General features: G+C 67.9%; 24 protein-coding genes. 15 read left to right on the top strand and 9 right to left on the bottom strand.

Annotated elements, in window-relative coordinates:
- Nucleotides 1-22 precede the first annotated feature (22 nt).
- Both E0H73_RS13845 and E0H73_RS13840 read right to left on the bottom strand, forming a co-directional pair.
- Nucleotides 23-871, bottom strand: a complete 849-nt coding sequence (locus E0H73_RS13845; protein ID WP_131354924.1) for a glutamate ABC transporter substrate-binding protein — start codon at nt 869-871, stop codon at nt 23-25.
- Between the two features lie 50 nt (nt 872-921).
- Nucleotides 922-1,683: an amino acid ABC transporter ATP-binding protein gene (locus E0H73_RS13840; protein ID WP_165555666.1), complete on the bottom strand. Its 762-nt coding sequence runs from the start codon at nt 1,681-1,683 to the stop codon at nt 922-924.
- 259 nt (nt 1,684-1,942) lie between these two features.
- Here E0H73_RS13840 and miaB point away from each other — a divergent pair, with 259 nt between their 5' ends.
- Nucleotides 1,943-3,418 carry a tRNA (N6-isopentenyl adenosine(37)-C2)-methylthiotransferase MiaB gene (gene miaB, locus E0H73_RS13835; protein WP_131354921.1) on the top strand — a complete coding sequence of 492 codons (1,476 nt, stop codon included), beginning with the start codon at nt 1,943-1,945 and terminating at the stop codon, nt 3,416-3,418.
- Nucleotides 3,415-4,104 (top strand): phosphotransferase, encoded by a 690-nt coding sequence (locus E0H73_RS13830; RefSeq protein ID WP_131354918.1) that lies wholly within the window; start codon nt 3,415-3,417, stop codon nt 4,102-4,104. The genes miaB and E0H73_RS13830 overlap by 4 nt, the downstream gene beginning before the upstream one ends.
- 161 nt (nt 4,105-4,265) lie before the next feature.
- Here the strand turns inward: E0H73_RS13830 and E0H73_RS13825 are convergent, their stop codons facing one another.
- Complete coding sequence (locus tag E0H73_RS13825) at nt 4,266-6,119, bottom strand: LamG-like jellyroll fold domain-containing protein (protein ID WP_131354915.1); 1,854 nt, start codon at nt 6,117-6,119, stop codon at nt 4,266-4,268.
- A gap of 68 nt (nt 6,120-6,187) precedes the next feature.
- A complete protein-coding gene (locus E0H73_RS13820) occupies nt 6,188-6,640 on the bottom strand; it encodes an NUDIX hydrolase (RefSeq protein ID WP_131354912.1) in 453 nt (150 codons plus the stop codon).
- A gap of 596 nt (nt 6,641-7,236) precedes the next feature.
- Here E0H73_RS13820 and E0H73_RS13815 point away from each other — a divergent pair.
- Both E0H73_RS13815 and E0H73_RS13810 read left to right on the top strand, forming a co-directional pair.
- Nucleotides 7,237-7,725 carry a GNAT family N-acetyltransferase gene (locus tag E0H73_RS13815; RefSeq protein ID WP_131354909.1) on the top strand — a complete coding sequence of 163 codons (489 nt, stop codon included), beginning with the start codon at nt 7,237-7,239 and terminating at the stop codon, nt 7,723-7,725.
- Nucleotides 7,726-7,777: 52 nt separating this feature from the next.
- Nucleotides 7,778-8,323, top strand: coding sequence for a hypothetical protein (locus E0H73_RS13810; protein ID WP_131354906.1), 546 nt, complete (start codon nt 7,778-7,780; stop codon nt 8,321-8,323).
- Between the two features lie 21 nt (nt 8,324-8,344).
- Here the strand turns inward: E0H73_RS13810 and E0H73_RS13805 are convergent, their stop codons facing one another.
- The 3 genes from E0H73_RS13805 to E0H73_RS13795 form a co-directional block, all read right to left on the bottom strand.
- On the bottom strand, nt 8,345-9,118 hold the full coding sequence (locus E0H73_RS13805) for an alpha/beta fold hydrolase (RefSeq protein WP_272949132.1): 774 nt from the start codon (nt 9,116-9,118) through the stop codon (nt 8,345-8,347).
- A 1,002-nt stretch (nt 9,119-10,120) separates the two neighbouring features.
- Nucleotides 10,121-10,363, bottom strand: coding sequence for an antitoxin (locus E0H73_RS13800; RefSeq protein WP_131354900.1), 243 nt, complete (start codon nt 10,361-10,363; stop codon nt 10,121-10,123).
- Nucleotides 10,364-10,473: 110 nt separating this feature from the next.
- Nucleotides 10,474-10,713, bottom strand: a complete 240-nt coding sequence (locus tag E0H73_RS13795; protein WP_131354898.1) for a hypothetical protein — start codon at nt 10,711-10,713, stop codon at nt 10,474-10,476.
- Between the two features lie 147 nt (nt 10,714-10,860).
- On the opposite strand from E0H73_RS13795, the gene miaA reads away from it, so the two are divergent.
- The 4 genes from miaA to ggt all read left to right on the top strand — a co-directional run bounded on the left by miaA (nt 10,861) and on the right by ggt (nt 14,956).
- Nucleotides 10,861-11,850 carry a tRNA (adenosine(37)-N6)-dimethylallyltransferase MiaA gene (gene miaA, locus E0H73_RS13790; RefSeq protein ID WP_131354895.1) on the top strand — a complete coding sequence of 330 codons (990 nt, stop codon included), beginning with the start codon at nt 10,861-10,863 and terminating at the stop codon, nt 11,848-11,850.
- Nucleotides 11,837-12,355 carry a SigE family RNA polymerase sigma factor gene (locus E0H73_RS13785; RefSeq protein ID WP_131354892.1) on the top strand — a complete coding sequence of 173 codons (519 nt, stop codon included), beginning with the start codon at nt 11,837-11,839 and terminating at the stop codon, nt 12,353-12,355. Before miaA ends, E0H73_RS13785 begins: the two co-directional genes overlap by 14 nt.
- Before the next feature lie 6 nt (nt 12,356-12,361).
- Nucleotides 12,362-13,048: a hypothetical protein gene (locus E0H73_RS13780; protein WP_131354890.1), complete on the top strand. Its 687-nt coding sequence runs from the start codon at nt 12,362-12,364 to the stop codon at nt 13,046-13,048.
- A 90-nt stretch (nt 13,049-13,138) separates the two neighbouring features.
- Nucleotides 13,139-14,956: a gamma-glutamyltransferase gene (gene ggt, locus E0H73_RS13775; protein WP_238163987.1), complete on the top strand. Its 1,818-nt coding sequence runs from the start codon at nt 13,139-13,141 to the stop codon at nt 14,954-14,956.
- Here the strand turns inward: ggt and E0H73_RS13770 are convergent.
- Nucleotides 14,949-16,040: a M20 family metallopeptidase gene (locus E0H73_RS13770; protein ID WP_238163986.1), complete on the bottom strand. Its 1,092-nt coding sequence runs from the start codon at nt 16,038-16,040 to the stop codon at nt 14,949-14,951. The two genes, ggt and E0H73_RS13770, sit on opposite strands and share 8 nt — an antisense overlap.
- A 101-nt stretch (nt 16,041-16,141) precedes the next feature.
- On the opposite strand from E0H73_RS13770, the gene E0H73_RS13765 reads away from it, so the two are divergent.
- Genes E0H73_RS13765 through E0H73_RS13745 form a run of 5 tightly spaced genes read left to right on the top strand, consistent with a single transcriptional unit; the run spans nt 16,142 to nt 21,553 of the window.
- Nucleotides 16,142-16,810: a GNAT family N-acetyltransferase gene (locus tag E0H73_RS13765; RefSeq protein ID WP_131354884.1), complete on the top strand. Its 669-nt coding sequence runs from the start codon at nt 16,142-16,144 to the stop codon at nt 16,808-16,810.
- Nucleotides 16,803-17,447, top strand: a complete 645-nt coding sequence (locus E0H73_RS13760; protein WP_131354881.1) for a MurR/RpiR family transcriptional regulator — start codon at nt 16,803-16,805, stop codon at nt 17,445-17,447. Before E0H73_RS13765 ends, E0H73_RS13760 begins: the two co-directional genes overlap by 8 nt.
- Nucleotides 17,437-18,552, top strand: coding sequence for an o-succinylbenzoate synthase (gene menC / locus E0H73_RS13755; RefSeq protein WP_238163985.1), 1,116 nt, complete (start codon nt 17,437-17,439; stop codon nt 18,550-18,552). The genes E0H73_RS13760 and menC overlap by 11 nt, the downstream gene beginning before the upstream one ends.
- A gap of 17 nt (nt 18,553-18,569) precedes the next feature.
- Nucleotides 18,570-20,003 carry a Na+/H+ antiporter NhaC family protein gene (locus E0H73_RS13750; protein WP_131354878.1) on the top strand — a complete coding sequence of 478 codons (1,434 nt, stop codon included), beginning with the start codon at nt 18,570-18,572 and terminating at the stop codon, nt 20,001-20,003.
- Nucleotides 20,000-21,553: an N-acyl-D-amino-acid deacylase family protein gene (locus E0H73_RS13745; protein ID WP_131354875.1), complete on the top strand. Its 1,554-nt coding sequence runs from the start codon at nt 20,000-20,002 to the stop codon at nt 21,551-21,553. Before E0H73_RS13750 ends, E0H73_RS13745 begins: the two co-directional genes overlap by 4 nt.
- Here the strand turns inward: E0H73_RS13745 and E0H73_RS13740 are convergent.
- Nucleotides 21,540-21,803, bottom strand: coding sequence for a hypothetical protein (locus E0H73_RS13740; RefSeq protein WP_131354872.1), 264 nt, complete (start codon nt 21,801-21,803; stop codon nt 21,540-21,542). The genes E0H73_RS13745 and E0H73_RS13740 overlap by 14 nt on opposite strands.
- 24 nt (nt 21,804-21,827) lie before the next feature.
- On the opposite strand from E0H73_RS13740, the gene dapF reads away from it, so the two are divergent.
- Nucleotides 21,828-22,670: a diaminopimelate epimerase gene (gene dapF / locus E0H73_RS13735; RefSeq protein WP_131354869.1), complete on the top strand. Its 843-nt coding sequence runs from the start codon at nt 21,828-21,830 to the stop codon at nt 22,668-22,670.
- Nucleotides 22,671-22,753: 83 nt separating this feature from the next.
- Nucleotides 22,754-24,265 (top strand): GTPase HflX, encoded by a 1,512-nt coding sequence (gene hflX / locus E0H73_RS13730; RefSeq protein WP_131354866.1) that lies wholly within the window; start codon nt 22,754-22,756, stop codon nt 24,263-24,265.
- Nucleotides 24,266-24,300 lie beyond the last annotated feature (35 nt).

Below are 24,300 nucleotides of genomic sequence, written 5' to 3'. Positions count from 1 at the left end.
TCCCTCCCCGGAGCATGCTAGGTCAGGCGCAGGCGTCGAAAGTCTTCGGCGGGTTGGTGGCCGGGTCCAGCTTCAGGCCGGCCTGGCCGAGGTTCTTGTCGAAGGCCTTCTGCCACTCGCCGGAGTCGACCATCTTCTTCAGCGCGTCGTTGACCTTGGTGCAGGTCTCGGTGTCGCCCTTCTTCAGGCCGACGCCGTAGCGCTCGGTCGAGAAGGTCTTGCCGACCACCTTGAACTTGCCCTTGTTGGCTTCCTGCGCGGCGTAGCCGGCCAGGATGGTGTTGTCGGTGGTGAGCGCGTCGATCGCGCCGGCGCCGAGCGCCTCGACACACTTGGAGTAGGTGTCGTACTCCTGCAGCTGCACCGTGTCGGCGAACTGGTCCTTGACCTTCTGCGCCGACGTGGAGCCGGTCACCGAGCACAGCTTCTTGCCGCCCAGCGACTCCGGACCGGTGATGTCGGTGTTGTCGCTGCGGACCAGCAGGTCCTGGCCGGCCACCATGTACGGACCGCCGAAGGAGACCTTCTCCTTGCGGGCGTCGGTGATGGAGTAGGTCGCGAAGATCATCTTGACCTGACCGTTGGCCAGCAGCGTCTCGCGCTGGGCCGACGGGGACTCCTTGAACGTGATGCCGTCCTCGGCGTACCCGAGCTCCTTGGCGACGTACTTCGCGACGTCGACGTCCATGCCGGTGTAGTCCGCGCCTTCCTTCAGGCCCAGACCCGGCTGGTCGAACTTGATGCCGATGGTGACCTTCTCGCCACCGCTGGAGCCGGAACCGGAGCCGGAGTCAGTGTCGTCGCCACAGGCAACCAGTCCGGTGGCCGCCAGGCCCGCGATGCCGAGGGCAGCGATGATTCGCTGTCGCATTGTCTTTTCCTCCGTTGATCAGTACTGCGCTGGGACGGCGTTGTGGACGGTCAGTGGGTCAGGATCTTCGACAGGAAGTCCTGGGCCCGCTTGGTCTGCGGATCGGTGAAGAACCGCTCCGGCTCGGCCTCCTCGACGATCTGGCCGTCGGCCATGAACACGACCCGGTTCGCCGCGCGGCGGGCGAAGCCCATCTCGTGCGTGACGACGATCATCGTCATGCTCTGCCTGGCCAGGTCGACCATCACGTCCAGGACCTCTTTGATCATCTCGGGGTCCAGGGCCGAGGTCGGCTCGTCGAACAGCATCACCTTGGGATCCATGGCCAGCGCGCGGGCGATCGCCACCCGCTGCTGCTGACCACCGGACAGTTGGGCCGGGTACTTGTCGGCCTGGGCGGTGACGCCGACCCGCTCCAAGAGCCCCCGGGCCTTCTCCTCGGCCACGGACTTGGACTGGCCACGCACCTTGCTCGGGCCGAGGGTGACGTTCTGCAGGATCGTCTTGTGGGCGAACAGGTTGAACGACTGGAACACCATGCCGACGTCGGCGCGGAGCCGGGCCAGGGCCTTGCCCTCGCTGGGCAGCGGCTGGCCGTCCAGGGTGATCGTGCCGGAGTCGATCGGCTCCAGCCGGTTGATCGCGCGGCACAGCGTCGACTTGCCGGATCCGGACGGACCGATCACCACGACGACCTCGCCCTTGGCGATGGACAGGTTGATGTCCTTCAGGACGTGCAGGTCACCGAAATGTTTGTTGACATCGGTCAGCGCGACCAGACCGGTTTTCGTCAAGGTTCCGGAATCGCTCATGGCCAGAACCTACTGGAGCGGGGGGCACGGACAAACGACCCCCCGGTTCCACGGTGGTAACGATCTGCAACAAAGCAGAGCGGGCTGTGACCGGCTGATCACAGCCCGCATGATCTGCGCTTCAGTGTCCATTAACCCCTGTTCCGCAACAGCCACTTGCAGCAATTGACGCGGCCGACGGGGGGCTCCGGGACCACCTTTAATGGATCGGTCCCGAATACAACGAGATCCGCGATCTTGCGTACTCTAGGTGGCTGTCATGCGTACTTATGAGGTCCGCACCTACGGGTGCCAGATGAATGTTCACGACTCCGAGCGGCTGCGCGGGCTGCTGGAGGACGCGGGCTACGTCCGCGCGCCGGAGGGTGACCAGGCCGACGTGGTGGTCTTCAACACCTGCGCGGTCCGGGAGAACGCCGACAACAAGCTGTACGGCAACCTCGGCCACCTCGCGCCGGTGAAGGCCAAGACGCCGGGCATGCAGATCGCCGTCGGCGGCTGCCTGGCGCAGAAGGACAAGGCCGGCATCACCAAGAAGGCACCGTGGGTGGACGTTGTCTTCGGCACCCACAACATCGGCTCGCTGCCGGCGTTGCTGGAGCGTGCCCGGGTGGAGCAGGAGTCGCAGGTCGAGATCCTCGAGGCGCTCGAGGTGTTCCCGTCGACGCTGCCGACCCGCCGCGAGTCGCCGTACTCGGCCTGGGTGTCAGTGAGCGTCGGCTGCAACAACACCTGCACGTTCTGCATCGTCCCGTCGCTGCGCGGGCGCGAGAAGGACCGTCGGCCTGGCGACGTACTCGCCGAGGTCGAGGCGCTGGTCGCCGAGGGCGTGCTCGAGGTGACACTGCTCGGCCAGAACGTGAACTCGTACGGCGTGGAGTTCGGCGACCGCTACGCCTTCGGCAAACTGCTCCGGGCCTGCGGTGCGATCGACGGGCTGGAGCGGGTCCGGTTCACCTCGCCGCATCCGCGTGACTTCACCGCGGACGTGATCGAGGCGATGGCCGAGACGCCGAACGTGATGCCCTCGCTGCACATGCCGCTGCAGTCCGGCTCGGACCGGGTTCTGAAGGCGATGCGGCGCTCGTACCGACGCGATCGGTATCTGAAGATCATCGAGGACGTGCGGGCAGCGATGCCGGAAGCCGCGATCACGACGGACATCATCGTCGGCTTCCCCGGTGAGACCGAGGAGGACTTCCAGGGCACGCTCGACGTGGTCCGGCAGGCGCGGTTCGCGGGTGCGTTCACGTTCCAGTACTCGAAGCGTCCCGGGACGCCGGCCGAGTCGATGGAGGACCAGGTCCCGCGCGACGTTGTGCAGGATCGGTACGAGCGTCTGGTCGCGCTGCAGGACGACATGGCCTGGGACGAGAACAAGAAGGTCGTCGGCCGGTTCCTCGAGGTGCTCGTGGCCGAGGGGGAGGGGCGCAAGGACGCCGCCACCCATCGCCTCAGCGGCCGCGCGCGTGACAACCGGCTCGTCCACTTCGCGTTGCCGGAGGGCGTCGAGGCTCCGCGACCGGGGGACATGGCAACGGTCGAGGTCACGTACGCCGCGCCGCACCATCTCGTCGCGGATGTCTTCGGTGCAGTACGACGTACTCGCGCCGGCGACGCGTGGGAACGCGCGCAGGACACCCCGTCCGTGTCGACCCCGGGTGTCATGCTCGGCATGCCGACGCTCGGGGCCAAGCCGATGGAGCCCGCGGTCGGCGGGTGCCAGGTCGGATGACGAGCTCCGCGGCTGACCGCTCGTCTCTGCTCCCACCCGACGCCGTGCCGTTCGCGGCCGGACGCGACGCGGATATCTACTCGCTGGACGACGGTTGGGTGCTGCGGCGCTATCGCAACGGTCATCCGGTCCGGGACGAGGCCGACTTCATGCGGCATGTCGCTCGGCATGGCTATCCCGTGCCGGCGGTGCGTGAGGTCACGGGTGCGGACATGGTGATCCAGCGACTCGACGGTCCGACCCTCGGCGATGCCGCGATCGCCGGCGATCTGACCGGCGCCGAACTCGGCCGGATCCATGCCGACCTGCACCGGCGTCTGCACGCAATCCCCGCCCCGAGCGGCACGCCGGGCCGCGTGGTGGTGCACGGCGACCTGCATCCACTCAACGTGATCGCCACCGACGACGGCCCGGTCGTCATCGACTGGCGCAACGCCGAGGAAGGTACGGCGGAGTTCGACATCGCGATGACCGCGATCATCTGTGCCCAGGTGGCGCTCGACCCGTCGTTCGAGGCACTCACGCCGCTCGTCCGCGAGGCGTTGGCCACCTACCTGGAGAACTCCATCGACCCGACCCCTGGCCTCGCTGCCGCACTCGAGGTCCGCGGGAACAACCCGACGCTGACACCCGAGGAGCTGGCGCTCCTCCCAGCCCAGGAAGCTCTGATCCGCGAGCATCTCTGACCCGCAGTCCGACCGCGGGGCGGATCTCTGGGGTTGACGGGCGCCGGAGGTGTACAGGCGGACAGGAGGTCTCAGGCCCGGCGCCTTCCAGTGGGCGAGGCGTACGTGGGGAAGCGGCGCCGGCGGCCGATACCTCCTGTTCGCCTGTACACCTCGGCCGCTCAGGCGTTCAGGAATTCGGCGGGTTTCAGGGCTCGGGTGACGATGCGGAGTTCGCCGATGTGGCCGGCGAAGGACTGCTCGATCACTCCTGCGTAGTGGTTCGCGCCGAGCAGCCAGGGCTTGCCGGCGGTGGCGAGTCCGTTGGATGCGGTAGCCGGGTTGCGGAGCAGCGGCGACGAGTCGACGTACAAGATGCTGCGCCTTCCGTCGTTGACCACCGCGAGGTGGAACCACTGTCCGACGACCTGCTCGTGGCCCCAGTTGGTGAACGTGTCGTTCCGGTCGAGCGGGTACACGGCCCACTGCAGTTGGCGTCCGCCGGAGAACGCGAGGTTGACCACCGGCTCCGACGGATCGCTGCCGGTCTTGCCCACGTCCGCGCCGGTGCCCATCCGGCTGAGCAGACCCTCCCAGGCGTGGTCGGCGCCGTCGTCGGCCAGCTTCACGAACGCCTCGATCGTGTAGCCGCCGCGGAAGGTCATCGCGTTGAGCGGCGCATCGTCGGCGGTCCGCAGGTAGCCGCCGCGGGCCGGGTTCTTGCCACCGGAGAACAACCAGCTGGCGTGTCCGGGCTGGTCCGGGTGGAACTCCGTCGACGCCTGCGGTCCGTCGCCGGCCAGTTGCACGCGAGTCAGGTGGTTGCCCTTGCCCGAGTGGTCGACCACCTTGTCGGTGATCGCCCCGTCGAAGCGCCAGTACGCCGCCGTACCCGGAACGACGAGTTGCGCGGCCGGCCGTGCTGGGCGGACCGGGACCGGATCGAAGCCGGCGAACCGCTCGGCGAAGTCGATCGGGACGCTGAACCGGTTGGTGTCGTCAGTCAGCTCCAGGTCGCCTTCGGCCAGCGCGTTGCGCTTGGCCGGGTCCTGGCCGAGGAGCCACGGCGCGATCGTCTCGACGTCGATCGTGTTCCGGGCCAGGTCGAAGTGGTAGAGCCGGATCATCCCGGATCCGCCGTAGTACCGGTCCTGGTAGTTGGTCAGGTGCAGGTGTACGTCGTGGCCGGCGGCGTTCTGGCGGACGACCCGGCCGGGCGGCCAGAAGTGGCCGTTCAGGGTGAGGAAGATCTGGTCGTTGCCGTTCACCAACTGGTCCCAGACCCGGTTGCCGTGATCGGTGAAGTACGCCACCGGCTGGCCGTGGTCGGCGTTCACCAACTCGTGCGTGGTCAGGATGACCGGCAGCTTCGGGTGTTTGGCGATCACGTCCCGCGCCCACGCGAAGCTGGCGTCCGACGGCCGCCAGTCCATTGCCAGTAGCAACCACTGCCGGCCGGCCGCGCGGAACACGTGGTACGAGTTGTACCCGTTCGGCGTCGATCCGCCGTACGTCGCCATCCGCCGGAACCGCTGTGGCGGGAACGTCCGCAAGTACGCCGAGTCGCCGCGGGTGTCGTCCTTCGACGCGTCGATGTCGTGGTTGCCGGCGAGCACGGAGTACGGCATCTGGGCCCGGTCGAGGATCTTGAACACCGGGTCCGCCTGGGCGAACTCGGACGCCTGCGCGTTCTCGACCACGTCACCGAGATGTGCGGTGAAGACGATGTTCTCGGTCGAGCGCTGGTCGATCAGGTACTCGAAGCTCGCGGTCAGCGGCGCCGGGTCGACCCGGTCCAGGTCGAACTGGTACTGCGTGTCCGGTACGACGGCGACCGTGAACCGCGGGTGCTCGGTGTCGATCCTCGCGGTTGATGCTTTGGCGTCCTGGGTCGCTTTGCTCGCTTTGCTCGCCTGCGTCGGCGCTGCTCCGGCGCCTCCGGTGCTCAGCGTGCCCGATGCGAGCATCGCCCCCGCGCCGAGTGCGCCCGCCTGCAGCAGCCGCCGCCGGCTCGTGCCGTCGTACCGCTCGTCCATCGCTCGCCTCCGAAGCTCGCTGACATCGCAGCGAACTCTAGGGCGAGGCGATCCAAGCCTTGGTGAACTCAGGCGAAACCGTGGGCGATCACCGCGGGAAGGCCGTCACCGGCCAGACCGGCCAGCACCCGCGCCTCGTGCGGGACGACCGGGTCGGGAAGTTTGTCCAGCGAATACCAGTCGAGCCCGGCAGCCTTCTCCGGCTCCATCAATCGAGGCTCTCCACTCCACCGGGATGTCGTGAAGAAGAAGTCGACCCGCTCGTCGATCGGATCCCCGTTGCCACCGGTCCGGTGCATCGCGGTCACCGGCACGAGGTCCGCCGGGTCGATCTCCACCCCAACCTCTTCCCGCACCTCCCGCACCGCCGCCTCGAACACCGATTCACCCTTCTCCACATGCCCCGCCGGCACCGCCCAGTACCCATCCATGTAACCGGTGTTGGCCCGCAGTAACATCAACACCTCATCCCCCCGCCGCAACACCACATAAGCCGCCGGAACCACCCAAAACCGATCCATACAAGCACCCTAATCACCCCCACCGACAACCAACCGACACCACCTCCGCCGGCGCGCGCACCCGTGACATGGGCGGGGGCGATCGGCGGGAGACATGCGCTTGGTGCTCTCGCGAAAGGACACCGCCTCTGCCGGCGACAGTTCTTCGGCCGCTTCCGGCGACGCGCGCACCCCTACTACCCATGACACGCGAGCGGATATCCCTTGCTGTTGTGGGTTCTCGGTTCGTGTACGAGGGGAGAACCCACACCTTCCGGGGATATCCCCGTGACACGGATCGGAGTGGCCGGCGGAAGCAGCGTGCTCCGGAGAGGACTACCGTCTTCGGCGGCGACTGTCTTCCTTGGCCGGCTCCGGCGACCCACACCGGAGCACGGGACAGCGGGGCGGCAAGTGAGGTGTGCACCGTGGTGACCGCGGGATGAGTGGAGGACGACCGACGGGACAACTCTGTGGCGCAGGTCTTCTACGGGACCTTTGGGGTCGAGCGGAGCTGTAGCAAAGTCTTCTATCGGCTTGAGCAGTTGCCCTAGTCGGGTGGGTGGGTAGGGGAATTGTGTGGCGGTGGTTGGTGGGGTGGTGACAGGGTGGCGCGTATGCCGGACGTCGTGGTGCCGTTGGCGGTGAGGGATCTGGTTGCTGAGGATCTGTATCCGGGGTTCTCCGGCTGGACGGATACGCATCTTGCGGGGACGTTCGAGGCGCTTGATCGGGCGAAGCGCGGGGAAGTGGACTTTCTCGCGGTCTGTCCGCCGTCCGGGATTCCGGTGGCGACCGGCGGGGTGGACTACGCCAAGCCGTCGGGTGTGCCTGTGCTGTGGCAGTTGGAGGTCAATGCGCCGCTGCGTTCCTGTGGCATCGGCACGGTCCTGATCCAAGCGCTGGAGGAGCGGATCCGCGGACGCGGACTCACCTCGGCCGAGCTGGGAATAGACGAGAACTGGCCGCGGCCGCGGGTGCTGTACGAACGCCTCGGGTACGTCGTCGTTGGCCGCGAACCGGGTGGTTGGAACCAGGAAGCACCCGACGGCACGGTCACGCGGTACGAAACGATGATCACCGTCCTGCGCAAGACGCTCGCCTGACAACTCTGCCTGGACGGGGGTGGACCAGCGAGGTGTCGGGGAGGATGTGCCCATGAACGAGGACAAGGACTTCCTGGTTGAGCAGGCACAGCTCGCCGAAGCCGAGGCCGAAGCGCAAGCCGAAGCCGATGCGGAACGGATCCGGCAGGAGGCTGAGGACGCCACCGCCGACCCGGCGGCTCAGCAGGAGTGGATCCGCCAGTCCAACCTCATCTACGGCGGACTGGGTGCTGCCGGCCTCGTGGTGGTGCAGCCGTTCCTGACCGAGCCCTCGCTCGACCCGTCGGCGACGGTCTGCGTCATCGCGTTCGCCGTGGCGATTCCGTTGCTTGCGGCACTCCTGGTGCTGAATCGGCAGGAAGAGTTTCGTCGTCGGGCGAGCAGGTCACCGTTCGTCGGACTGGCCAAGGCGGTCGCACAAGGCTCGGCGTTCGTCGGCATCACTGCGGCGTTCTGGCACATGTCCATGATCGCGGGGATCGTGTTCCTGGCCGTGGGATTCGTCGCCGTGGGAGTGCATTCCTCCGGGTACGTGCGACTAGAGTACGACTCTAAATTCCGCTCCAGGTTCACTCGCCGCAAGGCCTCTGACGCGTAACCATCTTGGACGCCTGCTGACTCAGTGATCGGTGCGATCGAGGGCGTTGACCTCGCGTACGGCGTCGGCGATGGCGCGGAAGTCCTTCTTCAGAATCGCGCCGTGGTTGCTGGCGACCTTCGCGCTGAGCTTGAGGTTCGGGTTCCGCTCGAAGACCTGATCGAGGCTCGCGCGAATCCGTTCCTGCTCGTCGCCCTTGCTGCCGAACGACGACCCGGAAGCCAGCACGTACCGCACCGGGACGCTGATCTTGTCCAGCACCGGCCCGAGCGCGCTCTCCCGGGAGATCTTGCCGAGCTCAATGTTGCTCTCGGCCTGCTGTGCGGCGCTCAGCCGCGGTACGAGTCCCGTCGGACGCAGGAGTGGCGTGAACCACCCGATCCGCCGGAACAGCTTCCGGATCCGCTGCTCCATGGCGTCGTCCAGCCAGTCGTACGGCTCCGCGCCGTCAACCAGGACCGCGCCGATGGCACGCTCCGGATTCCGGCTGGCCCAGTGCGCACCGACGAACGCTCCGTACGACCAGCCCACCACGAGCGCTCGGTCCACACCCCGGGCCGCAAGCACAGCATCGACATCCCGTACGGCGGCCTCGAACGAATAGTCCGCGGAAAGCTTCGACTTCTTGCCCCGAGCCCGCTCGTCGTACGTGATGTGCCGCCACCCCGGCCCCAGGTCGGAGATCACCCGCCGCCAATATCCCTGGGTCGCAAACTGCCCATTGAGGTAAACCACAGGAATGCCAGACCCGCCGGTATCGGTAACCGCCAAAGCCGTGTCATCAACCGCCACCATGCCGGCCCATTCAGAGTTGTTCGAGGGAATGCTGTTCGTCGTCATGCCCCCACCATGACCGTCCGCCCTGACACCACCCTGACACCACGATGACGCGGCCGTTCACCCCGGCGGACTGACCGCTCGGCCAGCGCTCGCGAGGCGGACACCGCCTCCGGCGGCGACAGCACCGTGGCCGCCTCCGGCCGCGACAGTTCCATGGCTGCCTCCGGCTGGGCACGGGTTGTTGGCACGGCATCGCGTGGCGGGCTGCTGGGACCTGAAGCGGTGGCGATGCGTGGAGCGTGACCGTGGACGGTCGGCGTCACGAGTCTTGGTGGTGGTGAGATGAAGGCGGGCTGTGCTGGTTCACCGCGCTAGAACACCTTCTCGGGGCTGTGCACAGGAAACACCATGTGCCAGCCACCCGGTTCCTGTCGTAGGCAATGACCGGGGGATCGCGACGGAGCTCCTGCAGCATCCGCCGCTGCGATTGTTGTGCCGCTCGACCTACCCGGTTGTTCGCCAATCAGTTTGATCGTGTCACCGGTGGGCGGCTTGCCGCCGAAGGCGGCCGGAAGGGCAGCCGCGCCGCAGGCGCGTCCTCGCTGGGCCTTCCAGTCCTGCACCTTGGACGTGTCTTCCGCCGAGCACGGCTGGCCGTGTGTTCGGTATGCGCCAAAGGAACTGCCGCGCCGAAGGCGCGTCCTTGCGTGTCTTCCCGGGTGCTAGGCCGGTCGACATGGCATTCGCCGAGTGCGGGAGTGCGCATCACCGGTAGGCGCGCCGCCGGAGGCGGCTGAAAGAACAGTCGCGCCGTAGGCGTGTCCTTTACCGGTTCTTCCCTATCTACCTAAGACCTTGTGTTTCGCCGAGTACGGCTAGGCGTGTGAGCGGTTTGCGCGCCGCCGGAGGCGGCCAGAAGGTCTGCCGCGCCGTAGGCGTGTCCTTTCTGGTTCTTCCCAGATCTGCACAGGCCGAAGGGCCGCGAGAAACAGACTCGCGGCCCTTCGGGTGGTGCGGTCAGGCGGGGCGGTTCGTGTCGGGGATGTCGTCGTTCTGGCCGTCGAGGCCGTCCAGGCCCTCCTTGGCTTTCTCGACACCCTGGTCGATCTTGTCGCCGTACTTACCGCCGGTCTTCTCGTCGACGAAGTCACCGGCCTTGTCCAGACCCTGGCCTACCTTGTCGCCGTGCTGGTCGACCAGGTCGCCGGCCTTGTCCTTCAGGTCCTCGGCCTTGCCTTTGAACTTGTCGAAGATGCCCATCGTCGGGCTCCCATTCCTGCGTAGTGAACTGCTTACGGACAGCTAGCGGTGATCTTCGCATCTCCCGGCCCCGAACTGTGGGACCTGCACCGCAGCCGTCGTGACAGGAATCAGCTGTCGCCGCCGGGCCTGGACTCGACGTCACCACCGCTGCCGTCGGGTTCGGACTCGACGTCGCCGCCGGAGTCGGACTCGACGTCACCGCCGCTGAACTCGACGTCGCCACCACTGCGCTTCAACTCGACGTCCCCACCACTGCGCTTTGCGGCCGCAAGATCGTCCTTGCTGTCGCCCCCCAGGTCCAGCGCGTCCTTCGCCGCGTCAGACTCTTCCTCGAACGGATTCGTCACAGCGTCATTCCTCCCGTATCGGTGTTGCGATCATCAGGATGAGTCCTACCGAACTTTCCGGGTCAACCACAACCCCAGTGCCACCCATTTGGCCCACTCTTCAGCCCGGTGGCGAGGGGACGGCAGGGACACTGACACACTGGAGTGATGGCCGAATCACTCGTCGTCGCGGTCGTCGGTCCCACCGCGGCCGGCAAGTCCGACCTGTCCGTTGCCCTGTGCAAACGCCTGGGTGGCGAGGTGGTGAACGCGGACGCGATGCAGGTGTACCGCGGTATGGACGTCGGTACGGCGAAGATCACGGCGGCCGAGCGTGCCGGCGTACCGCATCATCTGCTTGACATCCTCGACGTCACCGAGACCGCGACCGTGGCCGAGTTCCAGCAGTTGGCACGGGCCGCGATCGATGACTGTGTCAGCCGCGGTGTGGTGCCGGTGCTGGCCGGCGGTTCCGCGTTGTACATGCGCGCGATCCTCGACGACTTCGAGTTCCCTGGTACGGACGCCGCTGTACGCGAACGGCTCGAAGCGGAGCTCGAACGCATAGGGTCCGGAGCGCTGCACCAGAAGCTGGCCGAGGTGGATCCGAAGTCGGCCGAGCAGATCCTGCCGAGCAACGGGCGGCGGATCGTCCGGGCGCTGGAGGTCATCGAGATCACCGGCGGACCGTACGTCGCGACGTTGCCCGAGCATCACTATGTCTATCCGGGTGCGGTGCAGCTCGGGCTCGACGTACCGCGGCCGGAGCTGGACGAGCGGATCGGCCGGCGGGTGGACCGGATGTTCGACGCGGGTTTCGTGGACGAGGTGCGAGATCTGCTGAACAAGGGTTTGCTTGAAGGGAAGACGGCCAACCGTGCCCTCGGCTACTCGCAGGTGATCGCGTTGCTCGACGGTGAGATCAGTGAGCAGGAGGCGCGGGAGCGGACCGCCCAGTCCACCCGCCGGTTCGCGCGGCGGCAGGACTCGTGGTTCCGTAAGGACCAACGCATTGTGTGGCTCCCGTACGACGACCCCGATCTGGTGGAGAAGGCACTGAACGTGATAGCCGAAGGCAACCGAAGGGGGACCGGCGGCGTAGTCGGGGTGGAAGAGGGCCCAGCCCATGGCCGGGGGTCCGTCGATGCGAGGGGGTGACCGTGAGGCCGAGTTCCGCGAGTACCTGCTCGCGGACCGCACCCGACTGATGCGTACGGCGTTGCTGCTCACCGCGGGGGATGTGCACACCGCCGAAGATCTGGTCCAGACCGCCTGCACCCGTGTGTACGTGCACTGGCACCGGATCAAGCACGAAGGCGCCGGACCGTATGCGCACCGCATCCTGGTCAACGCCTTCCTGGACGAGCGCCGCCGAGCAGGCCGCCACCCCGAGGTGGTGACCGCCGAGACGCTCGAGCCGCGGCTGACCGACGAGGCGGACCCGGTGGACACGCTGGCCGTCCGGCGGGCGCTGCTGGATCTGGCACCGCGGCAGCGGGCGGTTCTGGTGCTGCGGTACTTCCAGGATCTCGACGTGGCGACCTGTGCGCGGATCCTGCAATGCACCGAGGGGACCGTGAAGAGCCAGACCGCCAAGGCGCTGAAGAGACTGAAGGACCTGATGACCGACGAACCGTCGGATCAGGCGACCGGGAGTAGTTGAGGAGAAGTGGACGAGGTCAAGAGGTTGCTGGAGGGGTTCGCCGACGAGGCCGCCGATGGGCTGCCGACGGCGGATATCGACGCGGACGTCGCGCGTGGGCGCCGGGCGTTGCGCCGGATCAAGCGGCGTCGCCGGGTGACCGGCGTGCTGTGCGTGGCCGCGGTGTCGGCGGTCGTGCTCGCGATCGGCAACCAGGTGAAGTGGTGGGGGAACCCGGGGACCGAGATCGCCGGTGGACCGGCCGACACTGAGACCGCGCAGGCAGCGCCGTCATCCTCGTCACCGGCGCCGGCCGAAGGCGGCGAGACGATGTCGATGTTCGGTGCGTCCGTGGTCGAGCTGGTCGCCAACCAGCAGTCCTGGAACAGGATCGGCTGCACCCTCGCCCCGAAGGGCTGGAGCGCCGAGACCCCGATCCCGCAGGACCGCGTCATCCTGTCCCAGCCGACGATGCGGACCGCGGACACCGACACCAAGGTGGTCCTGCAGGCGGCTCCGGAGGCGCGCACGCTCGCGTCGGTCCAGGTCACCCAGTCGGCCGGCAAGACGTTCCACATCGGCCGGCTCGACGGCCGCGTCGCGGGTCAGGTGAAGCTGCCCGACCAGTGGCTCCTGGTCGAGCTCCCGGCCGGCGACAAGGACTGGAATCCCGAGCTGCTCCGCCGCTTCCTCGACTCCTGCACGGTGAACTAGCGGATCTAGCCGCGCCACAACTGGCGCGCAGCGCCGGTTCGGGATAGGCAGGGGCTTGTCCCTGTATGCCGACGCCCCGCGGGAGAACTGGTGAAGAAGCTGGTCGCATCCCTGTCTGCAGGTGCCCTCGTCTTGTCCGGCCTGAGTGCGAGCGGCGCGGTCGCCGGCCCGCCGCAGCCGCCGGCCAAGCATCCGACCGCCATCGGGTTCGGTGGTGCGGTCGCCTCCGTCGATCCCGAAGCAACGAACGTCGGCCTCGGCGTACTGCGTCGTGGCGGCAACGCGGTCGACGCCGCAGTGGCCACCGCAGCCGCGCTCGGGGTGACCGAGCCGTACTCCGCGGGAGTCGGCGGAGGCGGGTACTTCGTGTACTACAACGCCAAGAAACACAAGGTGTTCACGATCGACGGCCGCGAGACCGCGCCCGCCACGATGCCCAACGACGCGTTCATCGACCCGGCAACCGGTGAGCCGTACCGCTTCACCCCGGAGCTGGTGACGTCCGGCGTCTCGGTCGGCATCCCGGGCACCTTGGCGACCTGGGACTCGGCGCTGCGGCACTGGGGTTCGCTGTCGCTGGGCAACGCACTCAAGCCGGCCGCCGACCTGGCCGATCGCGGCTTCGTCGTGGACGACACGTTCCGCGGCCAAACCTTGGACAACAAGGCGCGGTTCAGCGCGATCGTGCCGACGGCCAAGCTGTTCCTCCCCGGCGGTGACGCGCCGCAGGTCGGCTCGCTGTTCAAGAACCCGGAGCTCGCCGACACCTACCGGATGCTCGGCAAGGAGGGTACGTCGGCCTTCTACGACGGCCCGCTCGCGTCCGAGATCGAGGCAGTCGTGAAGACCCCGCCCAAGGCCGCGGGCGCGACGTTGCCGGTGATGCCCGGGTACCTCACGACCAGCGACCTCGCGAAGTACAAGACGATCAACCGGGAACCGACGAAGGTCCGCTACGACGGCTTGGACGTGTATGGCATGCCGCCGTCGTCATCCGGCGGGACCACGGTCGGCGAGGCGCTGAACATCCTCCAGCCGCTGCATCTGGACAAGATGGACACCCCGCAGGCCTTGCACACCTACCTCGAGGCATCCGCCCTCGCCTTCGCGGATCGAGCCGCGTACGTCGGTGATCCGGCGTACGTCGACGTACCGACGAAGGAGCTGTTGTCGCGTGGATTCGGCGCCGAGCGGTCCTGCTCGATCGACCCGGATCACGCCGCGACCAAGCCGGTGAAGGCCGGCTCGCCCGACGGCAAGTACTCGCACTGCGCGAAGGGCGTGGCGACCGAGCAGCGGCCGGACACCGAAGGTCTGTCGACCACCCATCTGGTGGCCGCCGACAAGTGGGGCAACGTCGTCTCGTACACGTTGACGATCGAGCAGACCGGCGGCAGCGGCATCACGGTGCCAGGTCGCGGGTTCCTGCTGAACAACGAGCTGACCGACTTCTCCGCGGTCTACGACGAGGCCGACCCGAACCGGATCCAGCCGGGTAAGCGGCCGCGATCCTCGATGTCGCCGACGATCGTGCTGCGCGACGGCAAGCCGTTCCTCGCGTTGGGCTCGCCAGGTGGTTCGACCATCATCACGACCGTCCTGCAGACTCTGACCAACCGGCTCGACCGCGACATGACGTTGCCGGAGGCGATCGCGGCACCGCGTGCGTCCCAGCGCAACACCGTGACCGTGACGGCCGAGCCGCCGTTCATCGACGCGTACGACGCAGTCCTCAAACCCTACGGCCACACGTTGGTCCCGTCGGGCGACGCGTTCACGTCGGCCGCCGAGATCGGTGCGGTTGCCGCGCTGGAGTTCCTGCCGGGTGGTGGGATCCTCGCCGCCGCTGAGCCCACGCGACGTGGTGGGGGAGCGGCGGGAACGGTCAAACAGTTGTGGCCTAGATAGTCGTGATGATCGCGGCGACCAGGCTCGCACGTTCGGCCAGGCTCGCCGCGATCACCTGCTCGTGGACGGCGTGGGCGCCCTTACCCCGGGGCCCCAGGCCGTCCAGGGTCGGGATGCCCAGCCAGCCGGTCAGGTTGGTGTCCGCGGCACCTGACGCCGGCGCACCATCGATCTCTTGACCAACCGATCGCGCGGCCGCCTGCACCTTCTGCAGCAGCTCATCGGTCGCCGCCGACGGCTGCCAAGCAGGCCGGTTCGACATCACCGAAACCTGCAACTGAGCGTCGGGCCGGATCGGCTCGAGACTCGTCACGGCATCCAGGACCGCCCGCTCGGTCTCAGGATCGATGAACCGGAACCCGACGTCGGCAGCGGCCGCCCCGGGTACGACGTTCGTCCGTCCACCTCCCGTGATCGTGCCGACGTTGCACAGAACGTCGTCGTACGACGAGACCAGCGCGCGTACGGCGATCAGTTGGTCGATGAGCTCGTCGATCGCGGAGACGCCCCGGCTGGGTTCGAGCGCGGCGTGCGCCTCGCGGCCGGTGACCTCGATCCGGACCCGGCTGCTGCCGCGGCGCGCGGTCTTGAGGTCGCCGTTCGGCAGCGGCGATTCGAAACCGAAGGCGGCGACCACGCCGGATGATTCGGCGGCGACGAGCTCGCGGGCGGTCGGCGATCCGACCTCCTCGTCCGCGACCACGACGACGCGCACCGGGCGATGATCGCGATCCGCGATCTGCTCGAGCGCCGCCTCCAGAACGACGAGTCCACCCTTCATGTCGAAGACGCCGGGACCGTGCAGCAGTCCGTCCTGCTCGCGCCAGGGCATCACTTCGCGCAGTTGCCCGATCGGCCAGACCGTGTCGTGGTGACCGATGAAGAGCAGCGGCGCCTCAGCAGCGAGCGGACCGCGGCCGGGGAAGTCGGCAACGACGTGGTCGCCGGTCGGTGCCGCGACGCGACGGGCGGTCCCGCCGAGCTCGGCGTACCGGTCGAGGAGCCGGTCGGCGAAGGCGTTCAGGGCCTGGGCGTCACCGGTCGGCGTCTCGTGCCCGACGTACTCCCGGAGTCGATCGATCATCATAGATATGCAACGTATCATCATTTGGTCACCGATTGACTCCCTTGTTGTCCAGGGGATTTACTCAGGATCTGTTACGTATCTTTGAGAGGAGTGGGCCGGTGCAGGACAGCTTCAGATCCGTCTCGCTCACCACCCAGGACCGGTACGCCGAGGCCGCGGTGCTGTATCGCGAGGTCTTCGGCTACCAGCACCCCGACTACGGGCTGAACCCGCGGCTGCTCGGTGCACTGGCGAGCAACGGCGGATCGGTGGTCGGCGTACTGGACGAGAGCGATCGGCTCGTCGCCTTCGCGTATGGATTCTGCGGCACCGACAAGCGCGGCTTCTACCACTACTCGCAGTCGGCCGTGGTCGCCGCGGGACACCAGGGACGCGGTCTGGGCCGGCAGCTGAAGTACGCGCAGCGTGAGGTGGCGCTCGGCTCGGGCATGACCCGGATGCGCTGGACCTACGATCCGTTCCAGATCCGCAACGGGCACTTCAACTTCGATGTGCTCGGCGCCCGCGGTCGCTGGTTCGCCCCGGACATGTACGGCCCTGGCACGGACCGGGTCGTGGTCGAGTGGGACCTCACCGACAAACCCAACCCTGTCCCTGACCACGAGCTGACCGAGCTGGTGATGCCGGCCGAGTCAACGGACAAGGACCGGCACGAGGTGCGAGCGGCGTTCGAGGAGTTGTTCGCCAAGGGTCTCGCCGCGGTGTCCTGCCGCAGGCTGCCGGACGGGAACGCCGTCTACTACTTCGGACCGGTGGACGATGTCTGACGATCTGCGGAACCGCGAACTGGCCAGCCCGCAGGAGCGGTACGACGCCCGCCTCCAGCGCCGGTCGTCGACGATGTTGCAGCGACGCGTGGTCGAACAGGAGCGAGCCTCGATCGAGCAGGCACTGGACGAGATCCTGGCCGACGACTCGATCGCCCAGGCGGCCGCCCGGATCGTCGCCGCCCGCCGCCGGTTCATCATCGGTTCCGCAAAGTCGTTCTCGTACGCCTCGCTGCTCGCCTTCGACCTGAGCGCCGGCCTGTCCCAGGTGACCCTGATCGACGGCACCGTCGTCCGCGGCGTCGACGTACTGTCCGACGTCCGCTCGAGTGACCTGATGGTCGCGTTCTCGCTGCGCCGGTATCGCCGCGACACGGTCGAGATCGCCCGCAGATTCGTCGAGGCCGGTGGCGAACTCGTTGCCGTCACGGACTTCGAGGACGCGCCGCTGGCGAAGCTCGCGGACCAGTCCATCTACGTCGCCACCGGCAGTGCGTCGTACGTCGATTCGCCGACGGTGGTGGCGGCCGTCCTGCACGTGCTGGCGACGCTGACCACGGCGAGCGCGAAGGGCGCGCGCCGGCGGCTGGGGGAGCGCGACCGGTTGAACACGGAGCTGGGCTTGTATGTCAACTGACCTGAAGATCACCGCGGCCCGGCTGCACCGGGTCCGGATGCCGCTGGTGCACGCGTTCCGCACCAGCTCACACCGCAAGACCTACCTCGATCACATCCTCGTCGAGTTGGAAGACGCGTCGGGAGCCGTTGGTTGGGGCGAGATCGCTTCGCCGTCGGATCCGTACTACGCGCCGGAGACCGTCGAGACGTGCTGGCAGATTGCCGAGCACTACCTCCTTCCGGCCGTGCTCGGGCAGACCTGGGAGCGGCCCGAGCAGGTTCCGCAGTTGTGGGCGAAGGTTCGTGGCAACCACTTCGCCAAGGCCGGCGTGGATGTCGCCGCCTGGGTGTTGTGGTCGAGCGTGCGAGGTGTGCCGTTGGCCGAGGCACTCGGCGGGACGCGGACCGAGGTTGTCGCCGGGGTGTCGCTCGGGATCGAGCCGACCATCGACGATCTGCTGGCCGAGGTCGAGCGCCAGGTCGCGGCCGGCTATCCGCGGGTCAAGCTGAAGATCGCGCCCGGCTGGGACGTCGAACCGGTGCGTGCGGTGCGAGCGGCGTACCCGGAGCTGGATCTCCATGTCGATGCCAACGGCATCTATTCCGCGGAGCAGTCGGACGGGCTGCGCGCGCTGGACGAGTTCGGCCTGACGATGATCGAGCAGCCGTTCGCGCCGCGAGACCTGCTCGCCCACGCCCGCCTGCAGCAGGCGATGGCGACCCCGATCTGCCTGGACGAGAGCATCGAGACCGTCGACGACCTCGACACCGCCCTAGCTCTCGAGGCGCTGAAGGTGCTCAACATCAAGGTCTCGCGGATGGGTGGCCTGACCGCCGCCCGCGCCGCGCATGACCGCGCTCAGCAGGCCGGCATCCCGGTCTGGTGCGGCGGCATGCACGAGTTCGGCATCGGCCGCGCCGCCAATGTCGCCATCTCCAGCTTGCCCGGTTTCTCCCTCCCCTCGGATGTCTCCGCCTCGGAGAAGTACTACGCCCAGGACGTGATCACGCCTCCGGTGACTGCCACCCGAGGTGTCGTCCAGGTGCCGACGGAAACCGGCCTCGGGCACACGGTCGACGCGGATCTGATCGCCGCGAACACCGTTGCCACGCTGTCCCTCTGAAACGAACAGGACTCTTGATGAGCCAGGACCAGAAGAGCACGACCACGTCTGCGAACGCCTACCAGGTCGACGTCGCGCCCGGGCGCCGCCGGCTGGTGAACGCGCTGGCCGCGGCCGGGCTGGTCGTCTCGATCGTCGCCGGCCTGCTCACCGACGGCCCGACGCTGTGGGGCCTGCTGCCGATCGTGCTGTACGCCGTCCTGTGCCTGCTCGGCATGGACATCGTCGTCGGCACGGTCGTCGCGGTGCTGTCCGGCGTACTGATTGCCGGACTGAGCCCGATCGAGACCGGCACGTTGCTGGGCAAGTCGCTGGCGGACTCCGTGACCGCGATCGGCCTGATCATCGTGCTCGGCGCCGGTGTCGGCGAGGTCCTCAGAGTCACCGGCGTGGCCTCGACGATCGTGTCCGGCGTGATGCGGGTGGCCGGCAACCGCAGCAAGGTCGCGGTCGTGCTCGGCGTGATGGTCGCCTGCCTGGCCCTCGTCGCCAGCCTCGGCACGCTGGCCGGTGCGCTGGCCATCGCGGCGCCGATCGTGCTGCCGATCACCGCGCGGCTGGGCTACACCCGCGCCGCGACCGCGTCGATGATCTTCATCGGCGGCTGCGCCGGCCTGACGATCGCGCCCTTCGCCGGTTCGAACGTGGCGATCATGACCGCGGCCGACGTCAACTACCTGACCTACCTCGGGTACGGCGCTGGTCCGCTGGCACTGCTCTCGCTGGTGCTCGGCCCGTTCGTGGTCGCCTACATCCAGCGCCGGACCGCGAACACCGGCGACGACTACGACCTGGCCGAACTCGTCACCGACGACAGTGCGACGACCGCTCGCGCGCCACGGTTCGCGACGGCCACGTTCCTCGTCGTACTGGTCGGCAGTGTCGTGTACGCGACGGTGACCGAGGCCGGCACCAACTTCCCCCTGCTCGCGCTGCCGGTACTGGGCATCGTCACCGGGTTGGCCGGACGGCTCTCCGCGAAGGACATCGCCGAGCACATGTACCGCGGCGGCGCCAAGCTGATCAGCATTCTGCTGCTGTTCTGGTTGCTCGCGGCCCTCTTCGCACTGATCGACCAGCTCGCGCCGTTCAAGGTCATCCTCGACCAGCTCGGTCCGGAGCTCGCGACGGTCTCTGGGTTCGGGGTGGCGATCGCGATCGCCTTGCTCGGCTGGGTCGGCGTACCGGGTGCGACCGCGGCCCAGGTCGTCCTGCTGGACAAGGTGTTCGGGACGCTCGCCGCGAGCGCTGGGGTCGGACCGGGCGCCTGGGTTGTGGTGTTGCTGTTCGCATCGAAGGCTGACACCTACGGCCCGTTCCCGAACGCCAACATGGTCGGTGCGATGGGTCTGGCCCGATCCTCCGACCTGAAGAGCATGCTGATCACCGGATGGATGATGCTTGTGCCCGCCTGCGTGATGTACGCCGTGATATTGCTGGTGACAACATGATCGCGATCACGGGTGGCCTCGTCCTGGACGGCAGCGGTGCGGACGCCGTCGCTGCAACGGTACTGATCGACGGCGACCGGATCGCCGACGTACTGCCGGCTGACTCCGCGCCGGCCGACGCCGAGGTGATCGATGCCGCGGGCAACATCGTGGCACCGGGGTTCATCGACCTGCACTCGCATGCGGACTTCAGCGTGCGTACGTCGCCGGACGCGATCACGCAGCTGCATCAGGGCGTCACCACGCTGGTCACCGGGAACTGCGGCTGGTCGCCGTTCCCGATCACCGACCTGGAGTCCATGAAGGCAGGTACGGCGTTCCTCGACCCGCAACACGACTGGTCGTGGCGGGACACGAGTGAGTTCGCCGCTCCCTTGGAACCCGCCGTGAACCTCGCACTGCAGGTCGGGCACTCGTCGCTCCGGATCGCTGCGATGGGCAGCGCCGAGCGGGCGCCGTCGCCGGACGAACTGCGGACGATGCAGGACCTGCTGCGCAAGGCCGCCGATCAAGGTGCTGTCGGCTTCTCGACCGGGCTGATCTACGCCCCCGGCGCGTACGCCGAGTCGTTCGAGGTGGCTGCCCTGGTGGCAACCGCGGCCGAGTGCGGTCTGCTCTACTCGACGCACATCCGCAACGAAGGCGCGGACCTGCTGAAGGCACTGGACGAGGCGATCGCCGCTGCGAGGGCCGCCGGAGCGAGGCTCGAGGTCTCGCACCTGAAGGCAGTAGGCAAGGCGAACTATGGCCTCGTCACCGCCGCACTCGAGCTCCTCGACCAAGCCCGTGCAGACGGAGTCGACGTGGCCTGGGACGTCTACCCCTACACAGCCTCCAGTACGACGCTCACAGCCCGGCTGCCCACGTGGGCGATGGACGGCGGCCCGCATGCCCTCCTGGCCAGGCTCGCCGACCGGACCGAACGCGAACGCATCGCGGACGCCATCCGGACCCGCGACCTGTTCGATGGGAACGCCGTAGTCATCGCATCGCTGCCACCCGGCCGGTACGAGGACTGCCGTGGTCTCAGCCTGACCGAGATCGCTCGCCGCGACGAGGTGGACGCGGCCGAGGCCGCCCTGCGCGTGCTCGAACATCACCGGGCCGCGGTCAGCGTGGTCAACCACGCGATGAACGAGGACGACGTCGTCACCGTGCTGCAGCACCCGTGCACGAGCGTTGCGAGCGACGGCTGGATCCTCGATGCCACCGGCAACGGTCACCCGCATCCCCGCAACTTCGGCACGTTCCCCCGCGTCCTCGGCCGCTACACCCGCGACCTCGGCGTCCTCACGTTGCCCGAGGCAATCCGGCGGATGACCTCGCTCCCGGCGTCCCGCCTGGGCTTCGACGACCGCGGTGTGATCAAAGCCGGTGCCGTGGCGGACCTCGTCGTACTCGATCCGGCTCAGGTCGCCGATCGGTCCACGTACGACGATCCGTGGCAACTGTCGGTCGGCATCGAGCACATGCTCGTCGCGGGCCAACCGGTGCTGACGGACGGCGTACCGACTGACGCACGGCCGGGCCGGGTGCTCACGCTTTCTTGAACCGCTTGGGAGCGGTGGGCAGCGGGGGATGAGCGGCGGGCTCGACCTCGGCCGTGGTCTCGAGCCATCCGTCGTACTCCGCCACGATCTCGTCCACCTCGGCCTTGTCCACATCGCGCAGTACGACGACCCACGGGTGGTCCTCGTCGTCGTCCTCGCCGTGGAAACGCCCGCGCCGGACCTGGCCGTCCAGCCGTTCGGCGGCGGCTTCGGCGTCCTCCTGCTCCCAGAAGTAGGCGATCAGCTCCATGAGGGACACCGTACGATCTTCGGTATGAGCACGTTTGACTGGCTGAAGGGGCATGGCACGGAGAACGACTTCGTGATCCTGCCCGACCCCGACGGTTCGGTCCACGGAGACCTCGATGCGGAGCTGGTGCGGTTCCTCTGCGACCGGCACGCGGGCCTCGGGGCGGACGGCGTACTGCGGGTGATCGAGGGCGGCAAGCAGTCGTACGTCGAGGACGGCGGCGACTGGTTCATGGACTACCGCAACTCGGACGGCTCGATCGCGGAGATGTGCGGGAACGGCGTACGAGTGTTCGCTCGGTATCTCGCCGAGGCTGGATTGACCGGGGACAAGCCGGTCCGGGTCGGGACCCGCGCCGGGGTCAAGGAGGTCGTGCAGAACGACGACGGCACGCTCACCGTGGACATGGGCGAGCCCGTGCTGCCCACGGCGGCGGGCATCGTCGTGGAGGCGAACGGTCACCAGTGGCCCGCCGTCCACGTGGACATGGGCAACCCGCACGCGGTGGCCTTCGTCGACGACCTGCGCGAGCCGGGCAACCTCTGCGACCAGCCCACCTGGTCGCCCCAGGAAGCGTTTCCCGCCGGCGTCAACCTGGAGTTCGTCGTACGGCGTGGTCCGCGGGACGTGGAGATGCGGGTGCACGAGCGTGGAGCCGGCGAGACGCGTTCCTGCGGGACCGGCACCTGTGCCGTCGCCGTGGCGGCTGCGCGGGCGGCCCGGGAGGAACTGCCGGTCACGTACCGCGTCGGCGTACCGGGTGGGGAAGTCACCGTGACGTGGCGTGCGGACAACCACCTGGAGCTGACCGGACCGGCCGTTCTGCACGCTCGCGGGGAGTTCGATCGGGCCTGGCTGCCGGCCTGAAGGGGAATTCAGGTATCGCGTGGGGCGTTGACTACCTAAATCGGGTCGCTTGTACTGGTGGCCCGTGCCACGATGGAAGGTATATGACGACCCATTCGAACTTTTACGATGAGACCACCGACGTCGAACTCGACCTGGTTCAGGGCGATGACTCAGGCGACTCGTTGACGGGTCACGATGACGACACTGCCTACGACTCCGAGTTGAGCCCAGAGTTGAGCACCGATGGGCTGGAGCTCGAGGAGCGCCAGGCGCTACGCCGTGTAGTCGGCATGTCGACCGAGCTGACCGACATCAGCGAGGTCGAGTACCGCAAGCTGCTGCTCGAGCGGGTACTGCTGGTCGGCGTCTGGACCGAGGGCAGCGCCGAGGACGCGGAGAACTCGCTGGCCGAGCTGAAGCTGCTCGCCGAGACCGCCGGTTCCGAGGTACTGGACGGTGTGATCCAGCGGCGGAAGAAGCCCGACCCGGCGACCTTCATCGGTTCCGGCAAGGTGGCCGACCTGCGCAACCTGGTCGCGTCGCTCGGCGCGGACACGGTGATCGCGGACGGCGAGCTCGCCCCGGCGCAGCTGCGCAACCTGGAGGACAAGCTCAAGGTCAAGGTGGTCGACCGGACCGCGCTGATCCTGGACATCTTCGCCCAGCACGCGAAGAGCAAGGAAGGCAAGGCCCAGGTCGAGCTGGCCCAGCTGCAGTACATGAAGCAGCGCCTGCGTGGTTGGGGTGGCAACCTGTCCCGCCAGGCCGGTGGACGCGTCGGTGCGGCCGGTGGCGGTATCGGTGGCCGTGGTCCCGGTGAGACCAAGATCGAGACCGACCGGCGCCGGATCAACACCAAGATCTCCAAGCTGCGGCGTGAGCTGAAGGGCATGAAGGGCACGCGGTCGACGATGCGCCAGGAGCGCCGCCGACACGCGATCCCGTCGGTCGCGATCGCGGGCTACACCAACGCCGGCAAGTCCTCGCTGCTGAACAAGATCACCGGAGCCGGAGTCCTGGTCGAGAACGCCCTGTTCGCGACCCTGGACCCGACCACCCGGCGTACGACGACGTCCGACGGCCGCGTGTACACGTTCACCGACACGGTCGGGTTCGTCCGGCACCTGCCGCACGACATCGTCGAGGCGTTCCGGTCGACGCTGGAGGAGGTCGCGGACGCGGACCTCCTGCTGCACGTGGTCGACGGCTCGCACGCCGACCCGTTCGCGCAGATCCAGGCGGTTCGCGAGGTGCTGAGCGAGATCGGCGCCTCGGACGTCCCGGAGATCATCGTCATCAACAAGGCCGACCTGGCCGACCCGATGGCGCTGGCCCCGATCCTGCACCGCGAGCCGCGCGCGATCGTCGTGTCGGCCCGCACCGGCGAGGGCATCGACAAGCTGAAGGCGCTGGTCGAGGCCTCACTGCCGCAGCCGGACGTAGCGCTCGACCTGCTGCTCCCGTACGAGCGTGGTGACCTGGTCTCCCGGATCCACTCCGAGGGCTCGGTCGACCAGCTGGAGCACACCGCCGACGGCACTCGCGTCACCGCCCGGGTCCACGGGGACCTGGCCGGCGACCTGACGCCGTACCAGGTGGCAACGGCTCAGTAAGGCAGACACAAAGAACGGCCCCGGGAGGATGATCC

It is taken from the genome of Kribbella pittospori (assembly GCF_004331465.1).
GTDB lineage: Bacteria > Actinomycetota > Actinomycetes > Propionibacteriales > Kribbellaceae > Kribbella > Kribbella pittospori.
This window is presented reverse-complemented; position numbering and strand designations above follow the sequence as displayed.

Bases quoted from the DNA above. Each gene is read 5' to 3' on its own strand.
- E0H73_RS13845 (WP_131354924.1), bottom strand. From the start codon at position 871: ATGCGACAGCGAATCATCGCTGCCCTCGGCATCGCGGGCCTGGCGGCC.
- E0H73_RS13840 (WP_165555666.1), bottom strand. From the start codon at position 1,683: ATGAGCGATTCCGGAACCTTGACGAAAACCGGTCTGGTCGCGCTGACC.
- miaB (WP_131354921.1), top strand. From the start codon at position 1,943: ATGCGTACTTATGAGGTCCGCACCTACGGGTGCCAGATGAATGTTCAC.
- E0H73_RS13830 (WP_131354918.1), top strand. From the start codon at position 3,415: ATGACGAGCTCCGCGGCTGACCGCTCGTCTCTGCTCCCACCCGACGCC.
- E0H73_RS13825 (WP_131354915.1), bottom strand. From the start codon at position 6,119: ATGGACGAGCGGTACGACGGCACGAGCCGGCGGCGGCTGCTGCAGGCG.
- E0H73_RS13820 (WP_131354912.1), bottom strand. From the start codon at position 6,640: ATGGATCGGTTTTGGGTGGTTCCGGCGGCTTATGTGGTGTTGCGGCGG.
- E0H73_RS13815 (WP_131354909.1), top strand. From the start codon at position 7,237: ATGCCGGACGTCGTGGTGCCGTTGGCGGTGAGGGATCTGGTTGCTGAG.
- E0H73_RS13810 (WP_131354906.1), top strand. From the start codon at position 7,778: ATGAACGAGGACAAGGACTTCCTGGTTGAGCAGGCACAGCTCGCCGAA.
- E0H73_RS13805 (WP_272949132.1), bottom strand. From the start codon at position 9,118: ATGGTGGCGGTTGATGACACGGCTTTGGCGGTTACCGATACCGGCGGG.
- E0H73_RS13800 (WP_131354900.1), bottom strand. From the start codon at position 10,363: ATGGGCATCTTCGACAAGTTCAAAGGCAAGGCCGAGGACCTGAAGGAC.
- miaA (WP_131354895.1), top strand. From the start codon at position 10,861: ATGGCCGAATCACTCGTCGTCGCGGTCGTCGGTCCCACCGCGGCCGGC.
- E0H73_RS13785 (WP_131354892.1), top strand. From the start codon at position 11,837: ATGCGAGGGGGTGACCGTGAGGCCGAGTTCCGCGAGTACCTGCTCGCG.
- E0H73_RS13770 (WP_238163986.1), bottom strand. From the start codon at position 16,040: ATGATCGATCGACTCCGGGAGTACGTCGGGCACGAGACGCCGACCGGT.
- E0H73_RS13760 (WP_131354881.1), top strand. From the start codon at position 16,803: ATGTCTGACGATCTGCGGAACCGCGAACTGGCCAGCCCGCAGGAGCGG.
- menC (WP_238163985.1), top strand. From the start codon at position 17,437: ATGTCAACTGACCTGAAGATCACCGCGGCCCGGCTGCACCGGGTCCGG.
- E0H73_RS13750 (WP_131354878.1), top strand. From the start codon at position 18,570: ATGAGCCAGGACCAGAAGAGCACGACCACGTCTGCGAACGCCTACCAG.
- E0H73_RS13745 (WP_131354875.1), top strand. From the start codon at position 20,000: ATGATCGCGATCACGGGTGGCCTCGTCCTGGACGGCAGCGGTGCGGAC.
- E0H73_RS13740 (WP_131354872.1), bottom strand. From the start codon at position 21,803: ATGGAGCTGATCGCCTACTTCTGGGAGCAGGAGGACGCCGAAGCCGCC.
- dapF (WP_131354869.1), top strand. From the start codon at position 21,828: ATGAGCACGTTTGACTGGCTGAAGGGGCATGGCACGGAGAACGACTTC.
- hflX (WP_131354866.1), top strand. From the start codon at position 22,754: ATGACGACCCATTCGAACTTTTACGATGAGACCACCGACGTCGAACTC.